General features: G+C 66.8%; 18 protein-coding genes and 2 rRNA genes (1 of these 20 cut by a window edge). 18 read left to right on the top strand and 2 right to left on the bottom strand.

Features of this window, described 5'->3' with window-relative positions:
• The 18 genes from ACYVAK_RS11825 to ACYVAK_RS11910 all read left to right on the top strand — a co-directional run.
• Nucleotides 1-1,101, top strand: a 23S ribosomal RNA gene (locus ACYVAK_RS11825) (it extends 1,750 nt beyond the left edge of the window).
• Between the two features lie 122 nt (nt 1,102-1,223).
• Nucleotides 1,224-1,336 (top strand): 5S ribosomal RNA (gene rrf, locus ACYVAK_RS11830).
• 269 nt (nt 1,337-1,605) lie between these two features.
• Entirely contained in the window at nt 1,606-1,974 is a 369-nt protein-coding gene (locus tag ACYVAK_RS11835; protein WP_461061198.1) for a hypothetical protein, read from the top strand.
• A gap of 8 nt (nt 1,975-1,982) precedes the next feature.
• Entirely contained in the window at nt 1,983-2,819 is an 837-nt protein-coding gene (gene atpB, locus ACYVAK_RS11840; protein ID WP_461061200.1) for a F0F1 ATP synthase subunit A, read from the top strand.
• 104 nt (nt 2,820-2,923) lie between these two features.
• Nucleotides 2,924-3,232 carry a F0F1 ATP synthase subunit C gene (atpE, locus tag ACYVAK_RS11845; RefSeq protein ID WP_461061202.1) on the top strand — a complete coding sequence of 103 codons (309 nt, stop codon included), beginning with the start codon at nt 2,924-2,926 and terminating at the stop codon, nt 3,230-3,232.
• A 95-nt stretch (nt 3,233-3,327) separates the two neighbouring features.
• Nucleotides 3,328-3,798: a F0F1 ATP synthase subunit B gene (locus ACYVAK_RS11850; RefSeq protein WP_461061204.1), complete on the top strand. Its 471-nt coding sequence runs from the start codon at nt 3,328-3,330 to the stop codon at nt 3,796-3,798.
• A gap of 8 nt (nt 3,799-3,806) precedes the next feature.
• Entirely contained in the window at nt 3,807-4,337 is a 531-nt protein-coding gene (locus ACYVAK_RS11855; protein ID WP_461061206.1) for a F0F1 ATP synthase subunit delta, read from the top strand.
• 42 nt (nt 4,338-4,379) lie between these two features.
• Nucleotides 4,380-5,924, top strand: coding sequence for a F0F1 ATP synthase subunit alpha (atpA, locus tag ACYVAK_RS11860; protein WP_461061208.1), 1,545 nt, complete (start codon nt 4,380-4,382; stop codon nt 5,922-5,924).
• 22 nt (nt 5,925-5,946) lie between these two features.
• Entirely contained in the window at nt 5,947-6,810 is an 864-nt protein-coding gene (gene atpG, locus ACYVAK_RS11865; protein WP_461061210.1) for a F0F1 ATP synthase subunit gamma, read from the top strand.
• Nucleotides 6,811-6,849: 39 nt separating this feature from the next.
• A complete protein-coding gene (atpD, locus tag ACYVAK_RS11870; RefSeq protein ID WP_461061212.1) occupies nt 6,850-8,253 on the top strand; it encodes a F0F1 ATP synthase subunit beta in 1,404 nt (467 codons plus the stop codon).
• 17 nt (nt 8,254-8,270) lie between these two features.
• The gene (locus ACYVAK_RS11875) at nt 8,271-8,696 is read left to right on the top strand and encodes a F0F1 ATP synthase subunit epsilon (protein ID WP_461061214.1); all 426 of its coding nucleotides are present in this window, start codon (nt 8,271-8,273) and stop codon (nt 8,694-8,696) included.
• A 178-nt stretch (nt 8,697-8,874) separates the two neighbouring features.
• Nucleotides 8,875-10,260 carry a bifunctional UDP-N-acetylglucosamine diphosphorylase/glucosamine-1-phosphate N-acetyltransferase GlmU gene (gene glmU, locus ACYVAK_RS11880; protein WP_461061216.1) on the top strand — a complete coding sequence of 462 codons (1,386 nt, stop codon included), beginning with the start codon at nt 8,875-8,877 and terminating at the stop codon, nt 10,258-10,260.
• A gap of 126 nt (nt 10,261-10,386) precedes the next feature.
• On the top strand, nt 10,387-11,118 hold the full coding sequence (gene exbB, locus ACYVAK_RS11885) for a tonB-system energizer ExbB (RefSeq protein ID WP_461061218.1): 732 nt from the start codon (nt 10,387-10,389) through the stop codon (nt 11,116-11,118).
• A 9-nt stretch (nt 11,119-11,127) separates the two neighbouring features.
• Nucleotides 11,128-11,553 (top strand): biopolymer transporter ExbD, encoded by a 426-nt coding sequence (locus tag ACYVAK_RS11890; RefSeq protein WP_461061220.1) that lies wholly within the window; start codon nt 11,128-11,130, stop codon nt 11,551-11,553.
• 128 nt (nt 11,554-11,681) lie between these two features.
• The gene (locus ACYVAK_RS11895) at nt 11,682-12,317 is read left to right on the top strand and encodes an energy transducer TonB (RefSeq protein WP_461061222.1); all 636 of its coding nucleotides are present in this window, start codon (nt 11,682-11,684) and stop codon (nt 12,315-12,317) included.
• 15 nt (nt 12,318-12,332) lie between these two features.
• Nucleotides 12,333-14,789 carry a TonB-dependent receptor gene (locus ACYVAK_RS11900; RefSeq protein ID WP_461061224.1) on the top strand — a complete coding sequence of 819 codons (2,457 nt, stop codon included), beginning with the start codon at nt 12,333-12,335 and terminating at the stop codon, nt 14,787-14,789.
• 13 nt (nt 14,790-14,802) lie between these two features.
• Nucleotides 14,803-15,927, top strand: a complete 1,125-nt coding sequence (locus ACYVAK_RS11905; RefSeq protein WP_461061226.1) for an alpha-hydroxy acid oxidase — start codon at nt 14,803-14,805, stop codon at nt 15,925-15,927.
• Nucleotides 15,921-16,604, top strand: a complete 684-nt coding sequence (locus ACYVAK_RS11910) for a Fe2+-dependent dioxygenase (RefSeq protein ID WP_461061228.1) — start codon at nt 15,921-15,923, stop codon at nt 16,602-16,604. The genes ACYVAK_RS11905 and ACYVAK_RS11910 overlap by 7 nt, the downstream gene beginning before the upstream one ends.
• A 6-nt stretch (nt 16,605-16,610) precedes the next feature.
• Here the strand turns inward: ACYVAK_RS11910 and ACYVAK_RS11915 are convergent, their stop codons facing one another.
• Nucleotides 16,611-17,921, bottom strand: a complete 1,311-nt coding sequence (locus ACYVAK_RS11915) for a sensor histidine kinase (RefSeq protein WP_461061230.1) — start codon at nt 17,919-17,921, stop codon at nt 16,611-16,613.
• Between the two features lie 31 nt (nt 17,922-17,952).
• Nucleotides 17,953-19,323: a sigma-54-dependent transcriptional regulator gene (locus ACYVAK_RS11920; protein ID WP_461061232.1), complete on the bottom strand. Its 1,371-nt coding sequence runs from the start codon at nt 19,321-19,323 to the stop codon at nt 17,953-17,955.
• Nucleotides 19,324-19,332: the final 9 nt, after the last annotated feature.

Below are 19,332 nucleotides of genomic sequence, written 5' to 3' on the forward strand. Positions count from 1 at the left end.
AACACGAAAGTGGACGTATAGGGTGTGACGCCTGCCCGGTGCTGGAAGGTTAAGTGATGGGGTCAGCGCAAGCGAAGCTCTTGATCGAAGCCCCAGTAAACGGCGGCCGTAACTATAACGGTCCTAAGGTAGCGAAATTCCTTGTCGGGTAAGTTCCGACCTGCACGAATGGCGTAACGACAGCGGCGCTGTCTCCACCCAAGGCTCAGTGAAATTGAAATCGCTGTGAAGATGCAGCGTTCCCGCGGCAAGACGGAAAGACCCCGTGAACCTTTACTATAGCTTTACATTGAACGTTGAGTTCGTCTGTGTAGGATAGGTGGGAGGCTATGAAACCGAGGCGCCAGCTTCGGTGGAGCCATCCTTGAAATACCACCCTGATGTGCTTGACGTTCTAACCTGGGCCCGTTATCCGGGTCGGGGACCATGTATGGTGGGTAGTTTGACTGGGGCGGTCTCCTCCCAAAGAGTAACGGAGGAGCACGAAGGTACGCTCAGCGCGGTCGGACATCGCGCAATGTGTGCAAAGGCAGAAGCGTGCTTGACTGCAAGATCGACGGATCAAGCAGGTACGAAAGTAGGTCTTAGTGATCCGGTGGTTCTGTATGGAAGGGCCATCGCTCAACGGATAAAAGGTACTCCGGGGATAACAGGCTGATACCGCCCAAGAGTTCATATCGACGGCGGTGTTTGGCACCTCGATGTCGGCTCATCACATCCTGGGGCTGTAGTCGGTCCCAAGGGTATGGCTGTTCGCCATTTAAAGTGGTACGCGAGCTGGGTTCAGAACGTCGTGAGACAGTTCGGTCCCTATCTGTCGTGGGCGTTGGAGATTTGAGAGGGGCTGCTCCTAGTACGAGAGGACCGGAGTGGACGAACCTCTGGTGTTCCGGTTGTCACGCCAGTGGCACTGCCGGGTAGCTATGTTCGGAAGCGATAACCGCTGAAAGCATCTAAGCGGGAAGCGCGCCTCAAGATGAGATCTCCCGGGACACAAGTCCCCTAAAGGAACGATGAAGACTACGTCGTTGATAGGTCGGGTGTGTAAGTGCAGTAATGCATTGAGCTTACCGATACTAATGATCCGTGCGGCTTGATCATATAACCTCAAGTTGCCTTGCCCTTCGACACAGAAGACAAGTCAAACCAAACTGTTACGTCACAAGACCCTATGAGAGCGTGAGCGCTTGAGCCAACAGGCAACAGCGACCCTCCACCCTCTCCCTGGTGAACATAGCTGCGTGGAACCACCCGATCCCATCCCGAACTCGGAAGTGAAACGCGCACGCGCCGATGGTAGTGTGCATCCGCATGCGAGAGTAGGTCATCGCCAGGGCCTTACACCTAAACCCCGCCCCTCATAGGGCGGGGTTTTTCTTTGCACAAATCGGAGGCCGATTCCGACATCGGCGGCCTGATCGTGAGCCTCCATTCATCGCCTGGTGGGTGCCGAATCCTGATTGGAAATGCAGGATGCGTGAAGGTTTGACGCCATTCGCCGGTGCCAGGTGATCGCGTGTCGATATGGCATCAGCATTGAGGCTTGCCTCGCGAGCATGCTAAACTTCCGCGTCTAGGCATACGGCATTTTGTCGAGATCGTTCCATGTTCTCCGCAGAGTCCCGGCGCTACCTGAGGCATCTTGCGGCATTGCAGGCCATGGCGTGTGCTGGGCTTGTTTTCGCGCTGCTGCTGGTCGCGCCGAATGCTGCTTGGGATGCGTTGGCGGGCGCCGCGATCGTGCTCGTGGCCGTTCTCGCCTCCGGCGCGTATGCGCTGGGTGGTGGAGTGCAGGCTGCGGAGTCGGCGGCGTTTCGGGCCGTCGCCGCGACGATCGGGCGTTGGGTGCTTGCTCTCGCCGGTCTGACCGCCATGGCCGCTCGCGAGGGCGCCGTGGTCTGGGCGGTGGCGCTGGGGGCAGTGGTGGCATATGCGGCCTACGCCGCGGCTACGGTGACATTTAGGCGAATTTGAAGCGGACCATGGCGACCGAGTACGCGAACCCTACCGAATACATCCAGCACCACCTGAAGAACCTGGCAATCCAGGTTGATGACGGTGGGTTTTGGGTGTTGCATCTGGACACGCTTGCGACCTCGGTCGTCGTTGGCTTGGTCATGTGTTTCTTTTTCTGGCTCGCGACGCGGAAGGCGACTGCGGGCGTCCCGGGTCGCTGGCAGGCGTTCGTGGAGATCGTCCTCGAGTTCGTCGACAAGCAGGTCAAGGATGCGTATCACGGCAACAGCCGTTTGGTGACTCCGATCGCGATCACCCTGTTCTGCTGGATCCTCGTGCTGAACACGTTGAAGATGATCCCGGCGGACTTCATCGCGATCCCCATGGGCCAGGTCGCCATGCTGGTTGCCGAGGTCCTGGGCTCGTCCAGTCCGGAGAAGTTCAACTATTGGAAGCCGGTTCCCACTGCCGACGTCAGCGCGACGCTGGGCATGTCGTTCTCGGTGTTCATCCTGATGATCTTCTTCGCGCTTCGTGCGAAAGGTTTGGGCGGCTTCATCCATGAGCTGTTCACCGCCCCTTTCGGCAAGTGGATGTTCCCGGCCAACCTGCTGCTCAACTTCGTTGAACTGCTCAGCAAGCCGATTTCCCTGGCGATGCGTCTCTTCGGCAACATGTACGGCGGGGAGATCGTCTTCCTGCTGATCTGGGTGCTGGGCAGCGCGGGCTTCGCCGGCGCCTTGGCTGGCGGCGCTTTCGGCCTCGGCTGGATGCTGTTCCACCTGCTCGTGATCCCGCTGCAGGCCTTCATCTTCATGATGCTCTCCATCGTCTATCTGAGCCTGATGGAAGAGCACCACTGACGGTTCCGCGTCACGTTCCAGCGCCGTGACCGCGGCGTCGATCCAGCAACACCTTTTTGATTCATCGCTTTCCCTTCAACCCTTAGTTACACCCGGAGTGCACCATGGACATCTCGAACATCCTGACCGCCTTTGCCGACATCCAGTCCTTCACCATCCTGGCCATCGGCTTCATGATCGGCCTCGCCGCGCTCGGCGCGTCGATCGGTATGGCCAACATGGCCGGCAAGTTCCTCGAGTCCGCCGCTCGCCAGCCGGAGCTGATCCCCGTCCTGCAGGTCCGCATGTTCATTACCGCCGGCCTGATCGACGCCGCGTTCATCATCACGGTCGCCGTTGGCCTGATGTTCGCCTTCGCCAACCCGCTGATCGGCGGCATCGGCGAGCAGTTGGCCAAGGCTTTCGGCGCCTGATCGCCTGAGCCAGACCGGGTGCGGCCTTCGCGCCGCGCCCTTCGCGACACTGCCGGCGTGAACACGCGCCGGCGCACGAACGACCGAGCGCACCCATGAACCTGAACTTCACCTTGTTCGCCCAGGGTCTGGCCTTCGCCGGCCTGATCTGGATCATCGCGACCAAGATCTGGCCGCCGCTGCTGGCCGCCATCGAAGAGCGCCAGCAGAAGATCGCTGAAGGCCTCGCGGCCGCCGAGCGTAGCCAGAAGGATCTCGCCCAGGCCCAGACGAAGGTCGAAGAGGCCCTGCGTGAGGCCCGCGCCCAGGCCAACGAGATCATTGCCAAGGCGGAAGCCCGCGCTGCCCAGATCATCGAGCAGGCCAAGAACGACGCCATCGCCGAGGGAGGCCGCCAGCTGGCACTTGCACAGGCCGAGATCGACGCGTCGGCGTTCCGCGCACGCGAAGATCTGCGCAAGCAGGTGGGCGCCATCGCCGTCGCCGGTGCGGGCCGCGTCATCGGTCGCGAGATCGATGCCAAGGCGCATGCCGCGCTGATCGACGAACTCGCCGCGCAGATCTGAGGCCGACGATGAGCCAGGCCTTCACGCTTGCACGCCCCTACGCCCGCGCCGCCTTCGCGTTGGCGAAGGAGCGCGGCGACCTCGGCGGCTGGTCCAAGGCCTTGTCGGTCGCGGCCCAGCTTTCTTCGGATCCGCGCGTATCCGCGCTGATCGAGCACCCTAACCTCGCCGCGGGCGACGCGGCGGGTCTGGTGGCTCCCCCGGGTGACCTCGACGCGGGTTTTCTGCAGTTCCTGTCCGTGCTGGCGGAAAACCGCCGCATCGCGTTGCTGCCGGAGGTCGCTGCGTTGTTCGAGGCCCTTCGCGCCGAAGCGCAGAAGATCGTGCGTGCGAAGGTCACCTCGGCGGCACCGCTCGACGACGCCGCGCTGTCCAAGCTGCGCGAGTCGCTCCGGGCGCGTTTCCAGCAGGATGTCGAGCTGGAAACCGCGATCGACGAAAGCCTGATCGGCGGCGCCGTCATCGACGCCGGCGATGTCGTGATCGACGGTTCCGTGCGCAGCAAGCTGGCGCGCCTCGAGACCGCCCTGACCCACTGATTCCCCATTGAACGTCGGCCTCGTGCCGGCCCAGGAACGACCATGCAGACGCTCAACCCGTCCGAAATCAGCGAACTGATCAAGCAGCGCGTCGAGAAGCTGAAGCTCTCGGCCGAAGCCCGCAATGAAGGCACCGTCACCTCGGTGTCGGACGGCATCGTCCGCATCCACGGCCTCGCCGACGCGATGCAGGGCGAGATGATCGAGCTGCCCGGCAACACCTTCGCGCTGGCCCTGAACCTCGAGCGCGACTCGGTCGGCGCCGTCGTCCTCGGCGACTACGAGCACCTCTGCGAGGGCATGGTCGCGAAGACGACTGCCCGCATCCTCGAAGTGCCGGTCGGTCCGGAATTGCTCGGCCGCGTCGTCGACGCGCTCGGCAACCCGATCGACGGCAAGGGGCCGATCAACGCCTCGCTGAGTTCCCCGGTGGAGCGCGTGGCTCCGGGCGTGATCTGGCGCCAGTCGGTGGCCCAGCCCGTGCAGACCGGCTACAAATCCGTCGACGCGATGATTCCGATCGGCCGCGGCCAGCGCGAGCTGATCATCGGCGACCGCCAGACCGGCAAGACCGCGATGGCGATTGACGCGATCATCAACCAGAAGAACACGGGCGTGAAGTGCGTCTACGTCGCGATCGGCCAGAAGGCCAGCTCGATCGCCGCGGTGGTCCGCAAGCTCGAAGAGAACGGCGCGCTGGCCCACACGATCATCGTCGCGGCCTCCGCGTCCGAATCGGCCGCGATGCAGTACATTGCCCCGTACGCCGGTTGCGCGATGGGCGAGTACTTCATGGACCGCGGCCAGGACGCCCTGATCGTGTACGACGACCTGTCGAAGCAGGCCGTCGCCTACCGCCAGATCTCGCTGCTGCTGCGCCGCCCGCCGGGCCGCGAAGCCTACCCGGGCGACGTGTTCTACTTGCACTCGCGCCTGCTCGAGCGCGCCGCGCGCGTCTCGGCCGAGTATGTCGAGAAGTTCACCGACGGCGCCGTCAAGGGCCAGACCGGCTCGCTGACCGCTCTGCCGATCATCGAGACCCAGGCCGGTGACGTCTCGGCCTTCGTGCCGACCAACGTGATCTCGATCACCGACGGCCAGATCTTCCTCGAGACCGACCTGTTCAACGCCGGCATCCGCCCGGCCGTGAACGCCGGCATCTCGGTGTCGCGCGTCGGTGGTGCCGCGCAGACCACGATCATGAAGAAGCTGTCGGGCGGCATCCGCATCTCGCTCGCGCAGTACCGCGAGCTCGCGGCCTTCGCGCAGTTCGCTTCGGACCTCGACGAAACCACCCGCAAGCAGCTCGAGCGTGGCCAGCGCGTCACCGAGCTGATGAAGCAGAAGCAGTACGCGCCGATGTCGATCGCGCAGATGGCCCTGTCCATCTACGCCGTCAACGAAGGCCACATGGACGACGTGCCGCTCGCCAAAATCGGCGCGTTCGAGGCCGGTCTGCACGCCCACCTCGTCAACACCCGCAACGCCCTGGCCGAGAAGATCGTTTCGACCGGCGCGTGGGACAAGGAGATCGAGGGCGAGTTCAAGGCCCTGATCGCCGAGTTCAAGACGACCGGCAGCTGGTAAGCGAGAGCGAGAGAGCACTCCCATGGCAGGCGGCCGCGAAATCAAAACCAAGATCAAGAGCGTGCAGAACACCCGCAAGGTGACGCGTGCGCTCGAAATGGTCTCGGCGTCCAAGATCCGCAAGGCGCAGGACAAGATGAAGGCGTCGCGTCCCTACGCGCGCCTCATGAAGCAGGTCGTTGGCCACATCGCGCACGCGAACACCGACTACGTGCATCCGTTCATGGCGGAGCGTACGGACGTCAAGCGCGTCGGCTACCTCATCGTGTCGACCGACCGTGGCCTCTGCGGCGGCCTCAACTCGCAGTTGTTCCGCCGCATCCTCGCGGATATCCGTGACTGGCAGTCGAAGGGCGCCGAGGTCGACGTCGTCTGCGTCGGGCAGAAGGCGGCCACGTTCTTCCGTCGCCTGAAGGTCGACATGCTCGGCTCCGTGACGCACCTCGGCGAGCAGCCGGAGCTGGCGCAGCTGATCGGCGTGACCAAGACGCTGCTCGATCGCTACGCCGACGGACGGATCGATCGCGTCGTCCTGTGCTTCAACGACTTCATCAACACGATGGCCCAGAAGCCGACGCTCCATCCGCTGCTGCCGCTGCAGGCGGAGGAGTCGCTGGCGTCGAAGCATGATTGGGATTACATCTACGAGCCGGATCCGCACACGGTGCTGGACCATGTGCTCACGCGTTACGTCGAGTCGCTGGTCTACCAGGCCGTGCTCGAGAACCTGGCCTCGGAGCACGCCGCGCGCATGGTCGCGATGAAGGCGGCCTCCGACAACGCCACCAAGCTGATCGGCACGCTGAACCTGGTCTACAACAAGGCCCGACAGGCGGCGATCACGCAGGAAATCTCCGAAATCGTCGGCGGCGCCGCAGCGGTCTAAGCGGCGCGCCCCACAGCATCAACTTCCGAGGAACCCACCATGAGCCAAGGCAAGCTTGTCCAGATCATCGGCGCCGTCGTCGACGTCGAGTTCCCGCGTGACCAGGTGCCGAAGGTGTACGACGCCCTGAAGGTGACCGGCACCGAGATCACGCTCGAAGTCCAGCAGCAGCTGGGCGACGGCATCGTCCGTGCCATTGCGCTCGGCTCGACCGACGGCCTCAAGCGCGGCCTCGTCGCCGTGAACACCGGCAAGGCCATCAGCGTTCCGGTCGGCAAGGCCACGCTGGGCCGCATCATGGACGTGCTCGGCAACCCGATCGACGAAGCCGGCCCGGTGGCCGCCGAGACGAACTGGGAAATCCACCGCGCGGCCCCGGCGTACGCCGACCAGGCCGGTGGCCAGGAACTGCTCGAGACCGGCATCAAGGTGATCGACCTGATGTGCCCCTTCGCCAAGGGCGGCAAGGTCGGACTGTTCGGCGGCGCCGGCGTCGGCAAGACCGTCAACATGATGGAGCTGATCAACAACATCGCGAAGGCGCACGAGGGCCTGTCGGTCTTCGCCGGCGTCGGTGAGCGTACCCGCGAGGGCAACGACTTCTACCACGAGATGAAGGACTCGAACGTCCTCGACAAGGTCGCGATGGTGTACGGCCAGATGAACGAGCCGCCGGGCAACCGCCTGCGCGTCGCGCTGACCGGCCTGACCATGGCCGAGTACTTCCGCGACGAGAAGGACGCCTCGGGCAAGGGCCGCGACGTGCTGTTCTTCGTCGACAACATCTACCGCTACACGCTGGCCGGTACCGAAGTGTCGGCGCTGCTGGGCCGTATGCCGTCGGCCGTGGGCTACCAGCCGACGCTCGCCGAGGAAATGGGCGTGCTGCAGGAGCGCATCACCTCGACGCGCACCGGTTCCATCACCTCGATCCAGGCCGTGTACGTGCCCGCGGACGACCTGACCGATCCGTCGCCGGCGACCACCTTCGCCCACCTCGACGCGACCGTCGTGCTGTCGCGCCAGATCGCCTCGCTGGGCATCTACCCGGCGGTCGACCCGCTCGATTCGACCTCGCGCCAGCTCGACCCGAACGTGATCGGCAACGAGCACTACGACACGGCCCGCAAGGTCCAGGCCACGCTCCAGAAGTACAAGGAGCTGAAGGACATCATCGCGATTCTCGGCATGGACGAGCTGTCGGAAGAGGACAAGCAGGTGGTGTCGCGCGCCCGCAAGGCTGAGCGCTTCTTCTCGCAGCCGTTCCACGTGGCCGAGGTCTTCACGGGGTCGCCGGGCAAGTACGTGACGCTGAAGGAGACGATCCGCGGCTTCAAGATGATCGTCGACGGCCAGTGCGATGACCTGCCGGAGCAGGCGTTCTATATGGTCGGCGGCATCGACGAGGCCTTCGAGAAGGCCAAGAAGCTGGCCGCGGCCTGATCCACGGATAACCCGACATGACCACGACCATCCGCTGCGACATCGTCAGCGCCGAGAAGGAAATCTTCCACGGCGATGCGACGCTGGTCGTCGCGACCGCCGAGCTCGGTGAGATCGGCATCGCGCCGCGCCACGCACCGCTGATCACGCGCCTGCGTCCGGGCAAGGTGATCGTGACCCAGCCCAACGGCGAGAAGCTCGACTTCTACGTTTCGGGCGGCATGCTCGAAGTGCAGCCGCAGGTCGTGACCGTGCTGGCCGACACCGTCGTCCGCGCCCACGACCTCGACGAGGCGGCGGCGATCAAGGCGAAGGAGGAGGCCGAGCGCATCCTCGCCAACCGCGCGGAGGCGATGGAGGTCGCGGAGGCCCAGGCGAAGCTCGCGCAGGCGATGGCCCAGTTGCAGGCGCTCGAGCGTCTGCGCAAGAACCTCAAGCACTGACGCCGCCGCGCCGGATGGACCGGCGCGCTGCGTTGACCCGGAACGCCGGCCTCGCGCCGGCGTTTTTCGTTGGCGTTCGGTGATCGAGTGCCCGGGGGCGAGCCTCGCTACGGCATCGGCATCGGCATCGGCGATGTCGCCTCGACCTAGAATGGCGTTTTCGACCATGGATCGACTCATGTCCGTCGCGCCGCCCGCCGCCCTCCACGTCGTCATCCTCGCTGCTGGCGAGGGCAGGCGCATGAAGTCGACCCTGCCCAAGGTGCTGCAGCCGGTCGCGAAGCGGCCGATGCTCGGCCACGTGATCGACACCGCGCGGGCGCTCGGCGCGACGCACATCCACGTCGTCTATGGCCACGGCGGCGAGGCGGTGCGCGAGGCCTTCAAGAACGATGCCGATCTCACGTGGGTGGAGCAGAAAGACCGCCTCGGCACCGGCCACGCGGTGCAGCAGGCACTCCCGGGCCTCCCCGATGACGCCCGCGTGCTGGTGCTGTACGGCGATGTACCGCTGGTTCGCGCCGAATCCCTCCGTCCGCTGGTGGCGGTCGATGCGGCCCTCGCGGTGCTGGTGGCGGAGCTCCCGGACCCGACGGGGTATGGCCGCGTTCTGGTGGATCCTGCGGGTCGCGTTCAGGCGATCGTCGAGCAGAAGGACGCGACGCCGGAGCAGCGTGCGGTGAAGACGATCAACACCGGCCTGATCGCCGCCGATGGGGCGGCGTTGAGGCGCTGGCTCGCGAACTTGCGCAACGACAACGCGCAGCGCGAGTACTACCTCACCGATGTGTTCGCGATGGCCGCAGCGGAACGCCGGGCAGCGAAGGCAGTGGCTGTCGCCGACGCCGGCGAAGTGGAAGGAGCCAATGACCCTTGGCAGCTCGCGCAGCTCGAGCGCGCCTACCAGCGCCGCTGCGCGAGGGCGCTGGCCGAGCAGGGCGTCCAGTTCGCCGACCCTTCGCGTTTCGACCAGCGCGGCACGGTCGTGGTCGGGCAGGGCGTACGCATCGACGTGGATGTGATCCTCGAGGGCCACGTCGAACTCGGCGATGGCGTGGTGGTCGGCCCGTTCTGCCGCCTGAAGGACGTCACGCTCGGGGCCGGCACCGTCGTCGCCGCGCACAGCGACCTCGAGGGTGCGGTGACCGCGTCGAACTGCACCATCGGCCCGTTCGCCCGCCTGCGCCCGGGCACCCAGCTCGGCGAGGGCGTGCATATCGGCAACTTCGTCGAGACGAAGAAGACCACGATGGGCCAGGGCAGCAAGGCGAATCACCTCAGCTACCTCGGCGACGCCGTGATCGGCGCCAAGGTGAACGTCGGCGCCGGCACCATCACCTGCAACTACGACGGCGTGAACAAGTGGACCACCACGATCGGCGACGGCGCCTTCATCGGCAGCAACAGCTCGCTGGTCGCACCGGTGAAGATCGGCGCGATGGCGACGATCGGCGCGGGATCGGTGGTGACCAAGGACGCCCCGGAAGGGCAGCTCACCGTGGCGCGCGGCAAGCAGGTCAGCATCGCGGCGTGGCAGCGGCCCGCGAAGAAAACGGAGCGCTGAAGCAACGAGGCGTCGCCCCCTTCTTCTCGTTGAATCAAATACGAGTGATTTGCATTAAATACGCTATCACGCTATCTTGACGCTCTCGTGCGGCGCCGTTCGCAGCACTTTTTCGTTGAGATTCCGATGCTTGCGTTGATCTTCCCGCCACTGGGCTCCGCCGTCCTTCCCTCGTCAGCGGCCATCCCCTCGGGCCTGCCGTCCGACCTGTCGGTATGGGGGATGGTCCTCGCGGCCGACTGGGTCGTGAAGGCGGTGATGTTGGGCCTGCTGCTCGCCTCGCTGGTGACCTGGGCGGCACTGGTCGCGAAGGAGGTCGAACTGCGTCGCCTCGGCCGCGGCACCGTGGCGCTGCGCGACGCACTCGACGCGGCATCGTCGCTGGATGCGTTGGACGACAACGCCCGCTCCGCAACGATCTTTCGCGAAGCGATGGCGGAAATCGCCCTTTCCCGGGGGGGCATCGCCGACACCGAGGGCTTGAAGGAGCGTCTGGTGTCGCGGCTGGACCGCCATGAGTCCGCCCTTGCCCGACGCATGACGCAGAGCGTGACGATGATCGGCACCATCGGTGCGACCGCGCCGTTCGTGGGACTCTTCGGCACGGTCTGGGGTGTGATGAACAGCTTCATCGGCATTGCCGAGAAGCAGACGACCAACCTCGCCGTCGTCGCGCCGGGTATCGCCGAGGCCCTGCTGGCGACGGCGATCGGCCTCGCGGCGGCCATTCCGGCGGTGGTGATCTACAACCATTTCGCGCGCCGCATCGCGTCCTATCGTGCGGACGTCGCCGACGCGTCGGCGGCGCTGCTGCGACTCGTGTCGCGGGAGCTGAGTCGCGGCCGGTTGGCCGACTGAGGCCGTCGGATGGCGATCAAGCTGGCTTCCGATCGCGAGGCGCTCGCGATCGCCCACGAAATGAACGTCACGCCGTTCATCGACGTGATGCTCGTGTTGCTGATTATCTTCATGGTCGCGGCGCCGCTTGCGACGGTGGACGTGGGGGTCGAACTGCCGTCGTCGAGCGCAACTCCGACGCCACGTGCGGATCGCCCGGTCGTGTTGATGCTGCCGATCGCAGGCGAGATGCGTCTCGATGGCCAGACGGTCGAAACGGCCGCGCTGCGGAACGCTTTGGTGCGTGCCACCGGCGGGGATCGGGATGCACGCATCCACGTCCAAGCGGATCGACGCGTGCCGTATGAACGCCTCATGGCGACGATGGATGCGCTGCATGCTGCCGGCTATCGTCGCATCGCCCTCGTGGGCCTCGAGGCGGCAACGGCACCGTGATGTTGGCTCGCGTCGCTGCGCCCCGTGCTCCCTGGCTTGCCGGCTTCGTTGTCGCTGGCGTCCTGCATGGGTTGGTACTCGTTGCCCTGCTCGGGCGTTTGCACGAGCGCACGCGTCCGCCGGACGCCGTGCCGGTGTTCGACGTGGCGCTCGCCTCGGTGGCGGCCGCCGAGACCCCGATCGCGTCGATGCCGCCCGCCGCCGAGCCGCCGCCTGCCGCGCCGTCGTGGCAAAAACCCCAGGCGGCGCCGGTCGAGAGGATGCCGCCGCCTGCGAAAACGCCTTCGCCCGATCCTCTTCCGCGGGCCGATGGCGCCGTCGACGCTGCCCCGCTGCCACCGACCGCGCCAGTCGCGGACGCGAGCGCCGCCGAACCGAACGATGCCGCGATGGAGGACTCCCCCGGGGCTGGGGACGTGGTCGTGGACTCCCGGCCAACGGAGCCGGCACCGCGCGGCGCGCTGACGCGGCAGGAACGGAACTACTTCGCGGTGATCAGCGCCCACCTCAACCGCCGGAAGACCTATCCCGCGGAAGCGAAGCAGGCCCGACAGCAAGGGGTTGTGGTGGTGCGATTCCGCATCGATCGCGACGGCCACGTGCTGTCCGCCGACATCAGGCGCGGCAGCGGCCACGCCCTGCTGGACGACGCCACCGTCGAACTCCTGCGCCGCGTCTCGCCGCTGCCGCGCATCCCCCGATCCATCGACCGTGACGAGCTGACGCTATCGCTGCCGATCGACTACGCCCTCACCACCGATTGAAGAAGGAATCCCCCTGTGTCCCCGCCCCCGAATCCCGTTCGTCGACCCGCGTCGCTCCGTTTCGGCCAGCAAACCCTGCTCGCGGTCGGCCTCTCCGCCGCCACGCTGAGCCTTGCGCATGCGCAGGTCGCCGGTGCCGCGCCCGCCGACGAGGAAATCGAACTCGACACGCTGCGCATCGAAGGGCGCGCCGCCGACGTCAATCCTTACACGAGCGAAGGTGCGCCCTACAAAGCGCGCGTCTCGGGGGATTCGCGTCGCGCCCTGCCGTTGGCCGACACCCCGGCGACGCTGACTGTCGTGACCGAGACGCAGCTGGAGGAGTCCGGCCGCACGGATTTTCGCGCGATCCTCGACGCGCAGCCGGGAATCACCATCGGCACCGGCGAAGGCGGCAACCAGTTCGGCGACCGCTACATCATCCGCGGGCAGGAAGCGCGCAGCGACGTCTTCGTCGATGGTCTGCGCGATCCCGGCTTGCAGGCGCGCGAAAGCTTCGCGGTCGAGCAGATCGAGATCACCAAGGGGCCGAGCGCCACCTTCGCCGGTCGCGGTGCGTCCGGTGGTGCGGTGAACGCGATCAGCAAGCAAGCCAGCCTTGAGTACGACTTCCATAACGTCGACGTGAGCGTAGGTACCGACGAGCATCTGCGCACGACGGTCGACAGCAATGTCGTGCTCGGTGATCGTGTCGCCGTTCGCAGCAACCTGCTCCACACGCAGGAGGACGTGCCGGACCGCGATCCTGCCCACCGCGAGCGGCGCGGCGTCGCGCTCGCGGCTCGCGTCGAGGCGACCGAACGCGTCAGCGTGCTGGCCGACTACTACCACGTGGGTGGTCGTGACCGCAGCGATCTCGGGCAGGCGATTGCCGGCCTGGACGCCGGCGGCCAGCCCTTCACCGACATCCCGTCGTACGCACAGGCGGAAGACTTCCAGAACGGGGACGTCGACATCCTCACCCTGCGGCTCGGCATCGAACTCAACCAGGCCTTCACGCTCGAGAACACCGCACGCTGGGGGCGGACCGACGGTGGCTACGTGACGACGCAGGCTTCGCGCTTCAATCGCGGCGCCAACGACCCGCAGGCTCCTGGTGCGATCGACTACCGCATCAGCAACACGCGCACGGGTTGGCAGGACATCGATTACTTCGCGGACAGGCTCAACCTCGTCGGGAAGTTCAACACCGGCGCGCTGGAGCACTCCCTCGTCGCCGGCCTCGAGTACACCGACTACGACGTCCTTGGCCGCCATGGCGCAGGAACCACCGGTGGCTACGGGTTCACCGCGACGGGGGCGTTCAACTGCATCAATGGCAGCGGCGTGGCGCTGAACGCGTGGTGCGTCACCGATGGCGCTGGCAACCGGTTGTCGAACTTCGATGAGCTCGTCGGACGTGCCGGCATCGTGCGGAACACCCTGCCCACCAGTGCCTGGGCCGTCGAGACACGGGCCGCCTATCTGATGGACTCGATCCGCTTGGACGAACGGTGGACCGTGGCGGGTGGTGTCCGCGTGGACGACTACGATTTCCGCCTGACCACCTTCAACGCAACGACGGGCGCAGTGACGGCCGACTACGTGACCGGCGACGCCGTGTGGGGTTACAACGCCAGCGTGAGCTTCAAGCCCGCCGGGAATGGCATCGTCTACCTCGCGTGGTCGACCGGTGCCGACATCAACGGCGGCGAGTCGGACGTCGGCACGAACTGCGGCTACGGCGGCCTTTGCACCGTCACCGACCCGACCAATGGCGACGTGGTGTTCGAGGGCGATCCGGAGCGCTCTCGCAATCTTGAACTTGGCACCAAGTGGAATCTGCTCGACGACCAGCTGCTGCTCACCGCGGCGGTCTTCGAGACCACCAAGCGCGACCTCTTCGAGGGTGGGGTGAACAGCTACGTGGCCAACGGCGGACAGCTCAACGGCGGGAAGCACCGCGTGCGCGGCATCGAGCTCGGTGCAACCGGAAACCTCACCGACCGCCTGAGCGGGCAGATTTCGGCGACGGTGATGGATTCGGAGATGCTGGAATCCAGCAACAGCAGCCTCAGCGCCGCGGCGATCGCCGCCGGTGCGACCAACATCGGCCAGCCACTGTCGAACTTCGCCGACCGTGCCTTCGACGCCCAGCTCAAGTACCAGTGGACGGAGCGCTTCAGCGTGGGGGCGAACGCCACCTACCAGAGCGAGATGTTCGCCGGCCAGCCTGACGGAGCGGCGGCGATCAACACCACCCTCGTCGCCGGCGTGCCTGGGCCGAACTTCGGCAAGCCGAACATCCGCGTGCCGTCGGCCACGGTGTTTGGTGCCTTCCTCGAGTTCGACATCAACGAGCGGCTCGATCTCCGCCTCAATGCCTTGAACCTCGGCGACAAGCGCTATTACCTGTCGGCCTATCGCTCGGGCGGCTTCGCATACCTTGGCGACGGCCGGAGCCTGCGGCTTACCCTGACGGGCAAGTTCTGAATTCGGCGTCGCGATGTCCAACCGCCAACGCCAGAAGCTCGCCACACTGCCCGCCGACGTGGTCGCCCTGCGTGACTACGAGCGGTTGGCCCCGGGGTTCATGGACGAGCCCACGTGGGCGTGGCTTCACGGCGGGACCGGCGGCTTGCAGGCCTTGGAGGCGAATCGACGCGCTTTCGAGGCCTGCAGCATCCTTCCCCGGGTGCTGGTCGACTGCACAGCAGGCCATACACGCACCGCCTTGTTCGGCCGCCCCCTCGAGCATCCCATGCTGCTGGGCCCGATCGGCTACCAGCGCCTGCTGCATCCGGAGGGCGAGGTGGAAGCCGCGCGCGGCGCGCTCGAGACGCCACTCGTGATCAGCAGCTTCGCGTCGCGGCGGATCGCGGAGGTCGCGGAGGCTGCAGCCGTGGCGCCGTGGTTCCAGCTCTACCTGCAGCCCGAGCGCTCGCAGAGCCTCGCGCTCGTGCGTGCGGCCGAGGAGGCGGGTTGCGCGGCCATCGTGGTGACGCTGGACGTGCCGGTGAAACCGGCCAGCCATGCGGCACTGAAGGCGGGATTCCGGCTTCCGGAGGACGTGTCGGCGGTGAATCTCGAGGGCTTCGCGCCGATCGCCCCGGTGGTCGTGCCGCCGGGCGAGAGTCTGATCCTCCGGGGGATGATGCGTTACGCGCCGCGTGTGGAGGATGTCGCCTGGCTTCGATCGGTGACCGCGTTGCCGATCGTGGCGAAGGGCATCCTGCGCCCGGGCGACGCCCGGCAGGTCGTTGCGCTCGGTTGCGACGGCGTCATCGTGTCGAACCACGGCGGTCGCGCACTGGAGGCGGCCCCCGCGGCCTTGGCGATGCTGCCGGCGGTGCGCGCGGCCCTGGGGCCCGATGTGCCGGTGCTGGTGGATGGTGGCGTCCGTTCCGGCAGCGATGTGTTCAAGGCGCTGGCCCTGGGCGCGGATGCCGTGATGGTGGGGCGTCCCTACGCGCAGGGCCTCGCCGTGGCCGGTGCACTGGGCGTGGCCCACGTCGTCAAGCTGCTTCGCGAGGACCTCGAATTGACCATGGCCCTCGCCGGTTGTCCGACGCTGGCCGCCATCACGGCCGACGCCATCCATCATCCCCAAGCCGGAGGCATCGCATGCTGATCGTCATCGAGAACGTCCTGCGTGCCAGCGAGGTCCGCGAGGCGATCGAGCGGCTCCATCGTGCCCGCTGGGTCGATGGTCGTTCGACCGCAGGCAGTCGCAGTATCGCCGTGAAGCAGAACCTGCAGGTCGACCGCGAGGACCCGGAAGGCAAGGCGCTCCGCGACTTGATCCTGGGCCGCCTTGGACGCACGCCGCGATTCCTCGCTGCGTCGCTCGCCGAGCGCATCGTCCCGCCGGTCTTCAATGCCTATCGTGACGGTGGCCACTACGGGATCCACAGCGATGCAGCGCTGATGCACGTGCCCGGAAGCGCCACGCGTCTCCGTGCCGACCTGTCCGCCACGCTGTTCCTGTCGGCACCCGAGGACTACGACGGCGGTGAATTGCAGATCGAGGGCGAGTTCGGTGCGCAGTCGGTGAAGCTCGCCGCTGGCGACATGGTGCTGTACCCCTCCTCGAGCCTGCATCAGGTCACGCCAGTGACGCGCGGCGAGCGGATCTGTGCCATCACCTGGATCCAGAGCGCGGTCGCCGATGCCGCGGCGCGGACGATGCTGTTCGACCTCGATGCGAGCATCCAGTCGCTCTCGAGCCGGCATGCGTCGGACGACCCGGATATCGACCGGCTGGTGCACGTCTACCAGAACCTCGTCCGCCGCTGGGCACGGCCCTGAGGCGGATCAGCCGGGCAACACGAGGCTGACGCTCAAGCCGCCGCCTTCGCGGTTGGCCAGCCCGATGCGTCCGCCGTGCGCCTCGATGATCTCGCGGACCAGCGCGAGGCCAAGGCCGGTGCCGCTGCGCTTGGTCGAGTAGAACGGCACCAGCGCATTGGCCATGACGGCCTCGCTCATGCCGGTGCCGCGGTCCAGCACGTCGATGCGCCAGTCGCCGTTGACGTGGCGCAGCCGAACGCTGACGTCCGCGTCGGGCGGGCTGGCTTCGTGCGCGTTCTTCAGCAGATTGAGCAGGGCCTGCTCGAGCTGGGCCCCGTCGGCGCGCAGCGGCTCCTGCGGGATGGGACCCTCGACCGTGAAGCCGATCTGGCTCTGCAGGCGCTCGACGATGGCGATCGGGTCATGCGCCTCGATGCGGGGCTGCGGCAGCTTGGCGAAGCGCGCGTAGTCGCGCAGGAAGCCGTCGAGATGGCGGGCGCGCTCCTCGATGGTGGCGAACACGGTGGGGAGTTTGTCGATCTGGCCGCGACGCGCGAGCTCCGCGCCGCTGTGTGCGAGCGAGGCCATCGGCGCCAGCGAGTTGTTGAGCTCGTGGCTGATGACGCGGATCACCTTTTTCCACGTCTGCACCTCCTGCCGGCGCAATTCGGTGGTGATCTGCCGGACCAGCAGCAGGGTGTGGGCGCGACCATTCAGCCGGAAGGCCGACGTGGCGAGGTGGTAGACGTCGTCGTCCTCGCCATCGCCGGTGCTGAACACGCCCGCCGCGCCGTGGCGCAGCGCTTCGGCGAGGGCATCGTCGCGGCCGCCGAGCAGGCCGCCCAGCGCATGGCCATCGAGGCGGCGCCCTTCGCCGAGCAGCTTGCGCGCCGCCACGTTGGCGAAGACCACGTGCTGCTGGGTGTCCAGCAGAACCATCGCCACCGGCGTGTTCTGCACCATGGTGTCGAGAAGCAGCTCGCGCTGCACCAGCTGCAGCTGCTTCTCCCGCAGGGCATCGCCGATGGCGTTGTGGCCGGCGACGAGGTCGCCGAGCTCGTCGTTGCGCGGCCAGCGCAGGCCGAAGCTGTAGTCGCCGTCGCGGTAGCTGAGCGCCGTGCCGGTGAGGGCGCGGATCAGGGAGCGGACGGGCGACAGCCAGGCGCCGAGCAGCCACAGCAGCACCAGGCCGGAGGCGACGACGGCGATCGCGCCGGCGAGCACGGCGTCATCGAGCCACGCCTGAAGCGCGAGGGCCAGGGCGACGCCCCCCGCGAGCAGCGGCAGCACGCGCAGCGCGAACTGGCCGGCGAGCGAGACGCGCCAGCGGGTCACGAGGGCACCACCGGCAAGGGCAGGGAACGGCTCACGGCATCGATTCGCGGTCGATCCCGAGGCGCTCGAGCCGCCGGTACAAGGCCTGCCGCGAAAGCCCCAGCTCGGCGGCCGCCTGCGCGAGCACGCCGCGGTGGCGCTTGAGCGCCGCCTCGATGCTGGTGCGGTCGGGCTCCTCCGTCTCTGCGGCGCCCTCGTTGCCGCGCGCGGCCCGGAGGGCGGTGCTTGCCGGCAAGCCGAGATCCGCGGCCCCAATCGTCGATGACGTCGACAGCAGGGCGGCGCGCGCCATCGTGTTCTTCAGCTCGCGCACGTTGCCCGGCCACGCATGCGCCTGCAGGGCGCGGCGCGCGCTGTCGTCGAGCGATTTGCCGCTGCCGGCGAGGCAATGCTCGGCAAGGGGCAGCACGTCGAGTGGACGCTCGGCCAGCGGCGGCACCCGCAACTCGATCAGGTTGAGCCGGTAGTAGAGGTCTTCGCGGAAGCGGCCCTCGCGGATCATCGCAGGGAGGTCGGCATTGGTCGCACTGAGGACCCGCACCTTGACCTGCCGCTCGCGGTTGCTGCCGAGACGCTCGAAGCGGCCGGTCTCCAGGACGCGCAGCAGCTTCATCTGGCCGGCCATGGGCAGGTTGCCGATCTCGTCGAGGAACAGCGTGCCGCCGTCGGCGGCCTCGAACTTGCCCTCGCGTGCCTTCGTGGCACCGGTGTACGCCCCGGCGTCGGCGCCAAACAGCTCGGCCTCGATCAGTTCGCTCGGCATCGCGCCACAGTTCAGCGTGACGAACGGGCCGTGCCGTACGGCCGAGTTGGCCTGCAGCACCTCGGCGACCTTTTCCTTGCCGCTGCCGTTGGGGCCGGTGATCAGCACCGGGACGTCGGCGCCGGCGACCTGCGTGGCGATCTGAAGCACGCGTTCCATGGCCGGGTCGGCGTAGACGATGCCGCGCAGGTCGAAGCGTCCACCGAGGCCTTCGCGCCGCCGCCGCTCCGCCGTCCGGTAGTGCTCGAGTGCGCGACGCGTGTCGGACAGTTCGAGCAGGTTGCGCACGCTGGCGAGCAGCTTGTGGTCGTCCCAAGGCTTGCCGAGGTAGTCAGCGGCGCCGGACTTCATCAGGCTCACCGCGGTTTCCACCTGCGTCCAGGCGGTGAGCAGGATCACCGGCATGTCGGGATGGCGACGCCGGATCTCGTGGAACAGCGCGATGCCTTCCTCGCCGGAGGTGGTGTCGGCGGTGAAGTTCATGTCCTGCAGCACGAGGTCGATCCGCTCGCGGTCCAGCAGGGCGAGACCCTCCTCGGGGCTCTCCGCCCCGAGGACGCGCAGCTCATGCAGGGAGAACAGCACGTCGAGCGCGGTGCGGACGCCGGCGTTGTCGTCGATGACAAGGAGGGTGGGCATCGGCCGAGT

It is taken from the genome of Silanimonas algicola, from assembly GCF_054777375.1.

Coding starts and splice junctions, on each gene's coding strand:
- atpA (WP_461061208.1), top strand. CDS start 4,380: ATGCAGACGCTCAACCCGTCCGAAATCAGCGAACTGATCAAGCAGCGC.
- atpG (WP_461061210.1), top strand. CDS start 5,947: ATGGCAGGCGGCCGCGAAATCAAAACCAAGATCAAGAGCGTGCAGAAC.
- ACYVAK_RS11920 (WP_461061232.1), bottom strand. CDS start 19,323: ATGCCCACCCTCCTTGTCATCGACGACAACGCCGGCGTCCGCACCGCG.
- ACYVAK_RS11905 (WP_461061226.1), top strand. CDS start 14,803: ATGTCCAACCGCCAACGCCAGAAGCTCGCCACACTGCCCGCCGACGTG.
- atpE (WP_461061202.1), top strand. CDS start 2,924: ATGGACATCTCGAACATCCTGACCGCCTTTGCCGACATCCAGTCCTTC.
- exbB (WP_461061218.1), top strand. CDS start 10,387: ATGCTTGCGTTGATCTTCCCGCCACTGGGCTCCGCCGTCCTTCCCTCG.
- ACYVAK_RS11850 (WP_461061204.1), top strand. CDS start 3,328: ATGAACCTGAACTTCACCTTGTTCGCCCAGGGTCTGGCCTTCGCCGGC.
- atpD (WP_461061212.1), top strand. CDS start 6,850: ATGAGCCAAGGCAAGCTTGTCCAGATCATCGGCGCCGTCGTCGACGTC.
- atpB (WP_461061200.1), top strand. CDS start 1,983: ATGGCGACCGAGTACGCGAACCCTACCGAATACATCCAGCACCACCTG.
- ACYVAK_RS11890 (WP_461061220.1), top strand. CDS start 11,128: ATGGCGATCAAGCTGGCTTCCGATCGCGAGGCGCTCGCGATCGCCCAC.
- ACYVAK_RS11875 (WP_461061214.1), top strand. CDS start 8,271: ATGACCACGACCATCCGCTGCGACATCGTCAGCGCCGAGAAGGAAATC.
- ACYVAK_RS11855 (WP_461061206.1), top strand. CDS start 3,807: ATGAGCCAGGCCTTCACGCTTGCACGCCCCTACGCCCGCGCCGCCTTC.
- ACYVAK_RS11835 (WP_461061198.1), top strand. CDS start 1,606: ATGTTCTCCGCAGAGTCCCGGCGCTACCTGAGGCATCTTGCGGCATTG.
- glmU (WP_461061216.1), top strand. CDS start 8,875: ATGTCCGTCGCGCCGCCCGCCGCCCTCCACGTCGTCATCCTCGCTGCT.
- ACYVAK_RS11910 (WP_461061228.1), top strand. CDS start 15,921: ATGCTGATCGTCATCGAGAACGTCCTGCGTGCCAGCGAGGTCCGCGAG.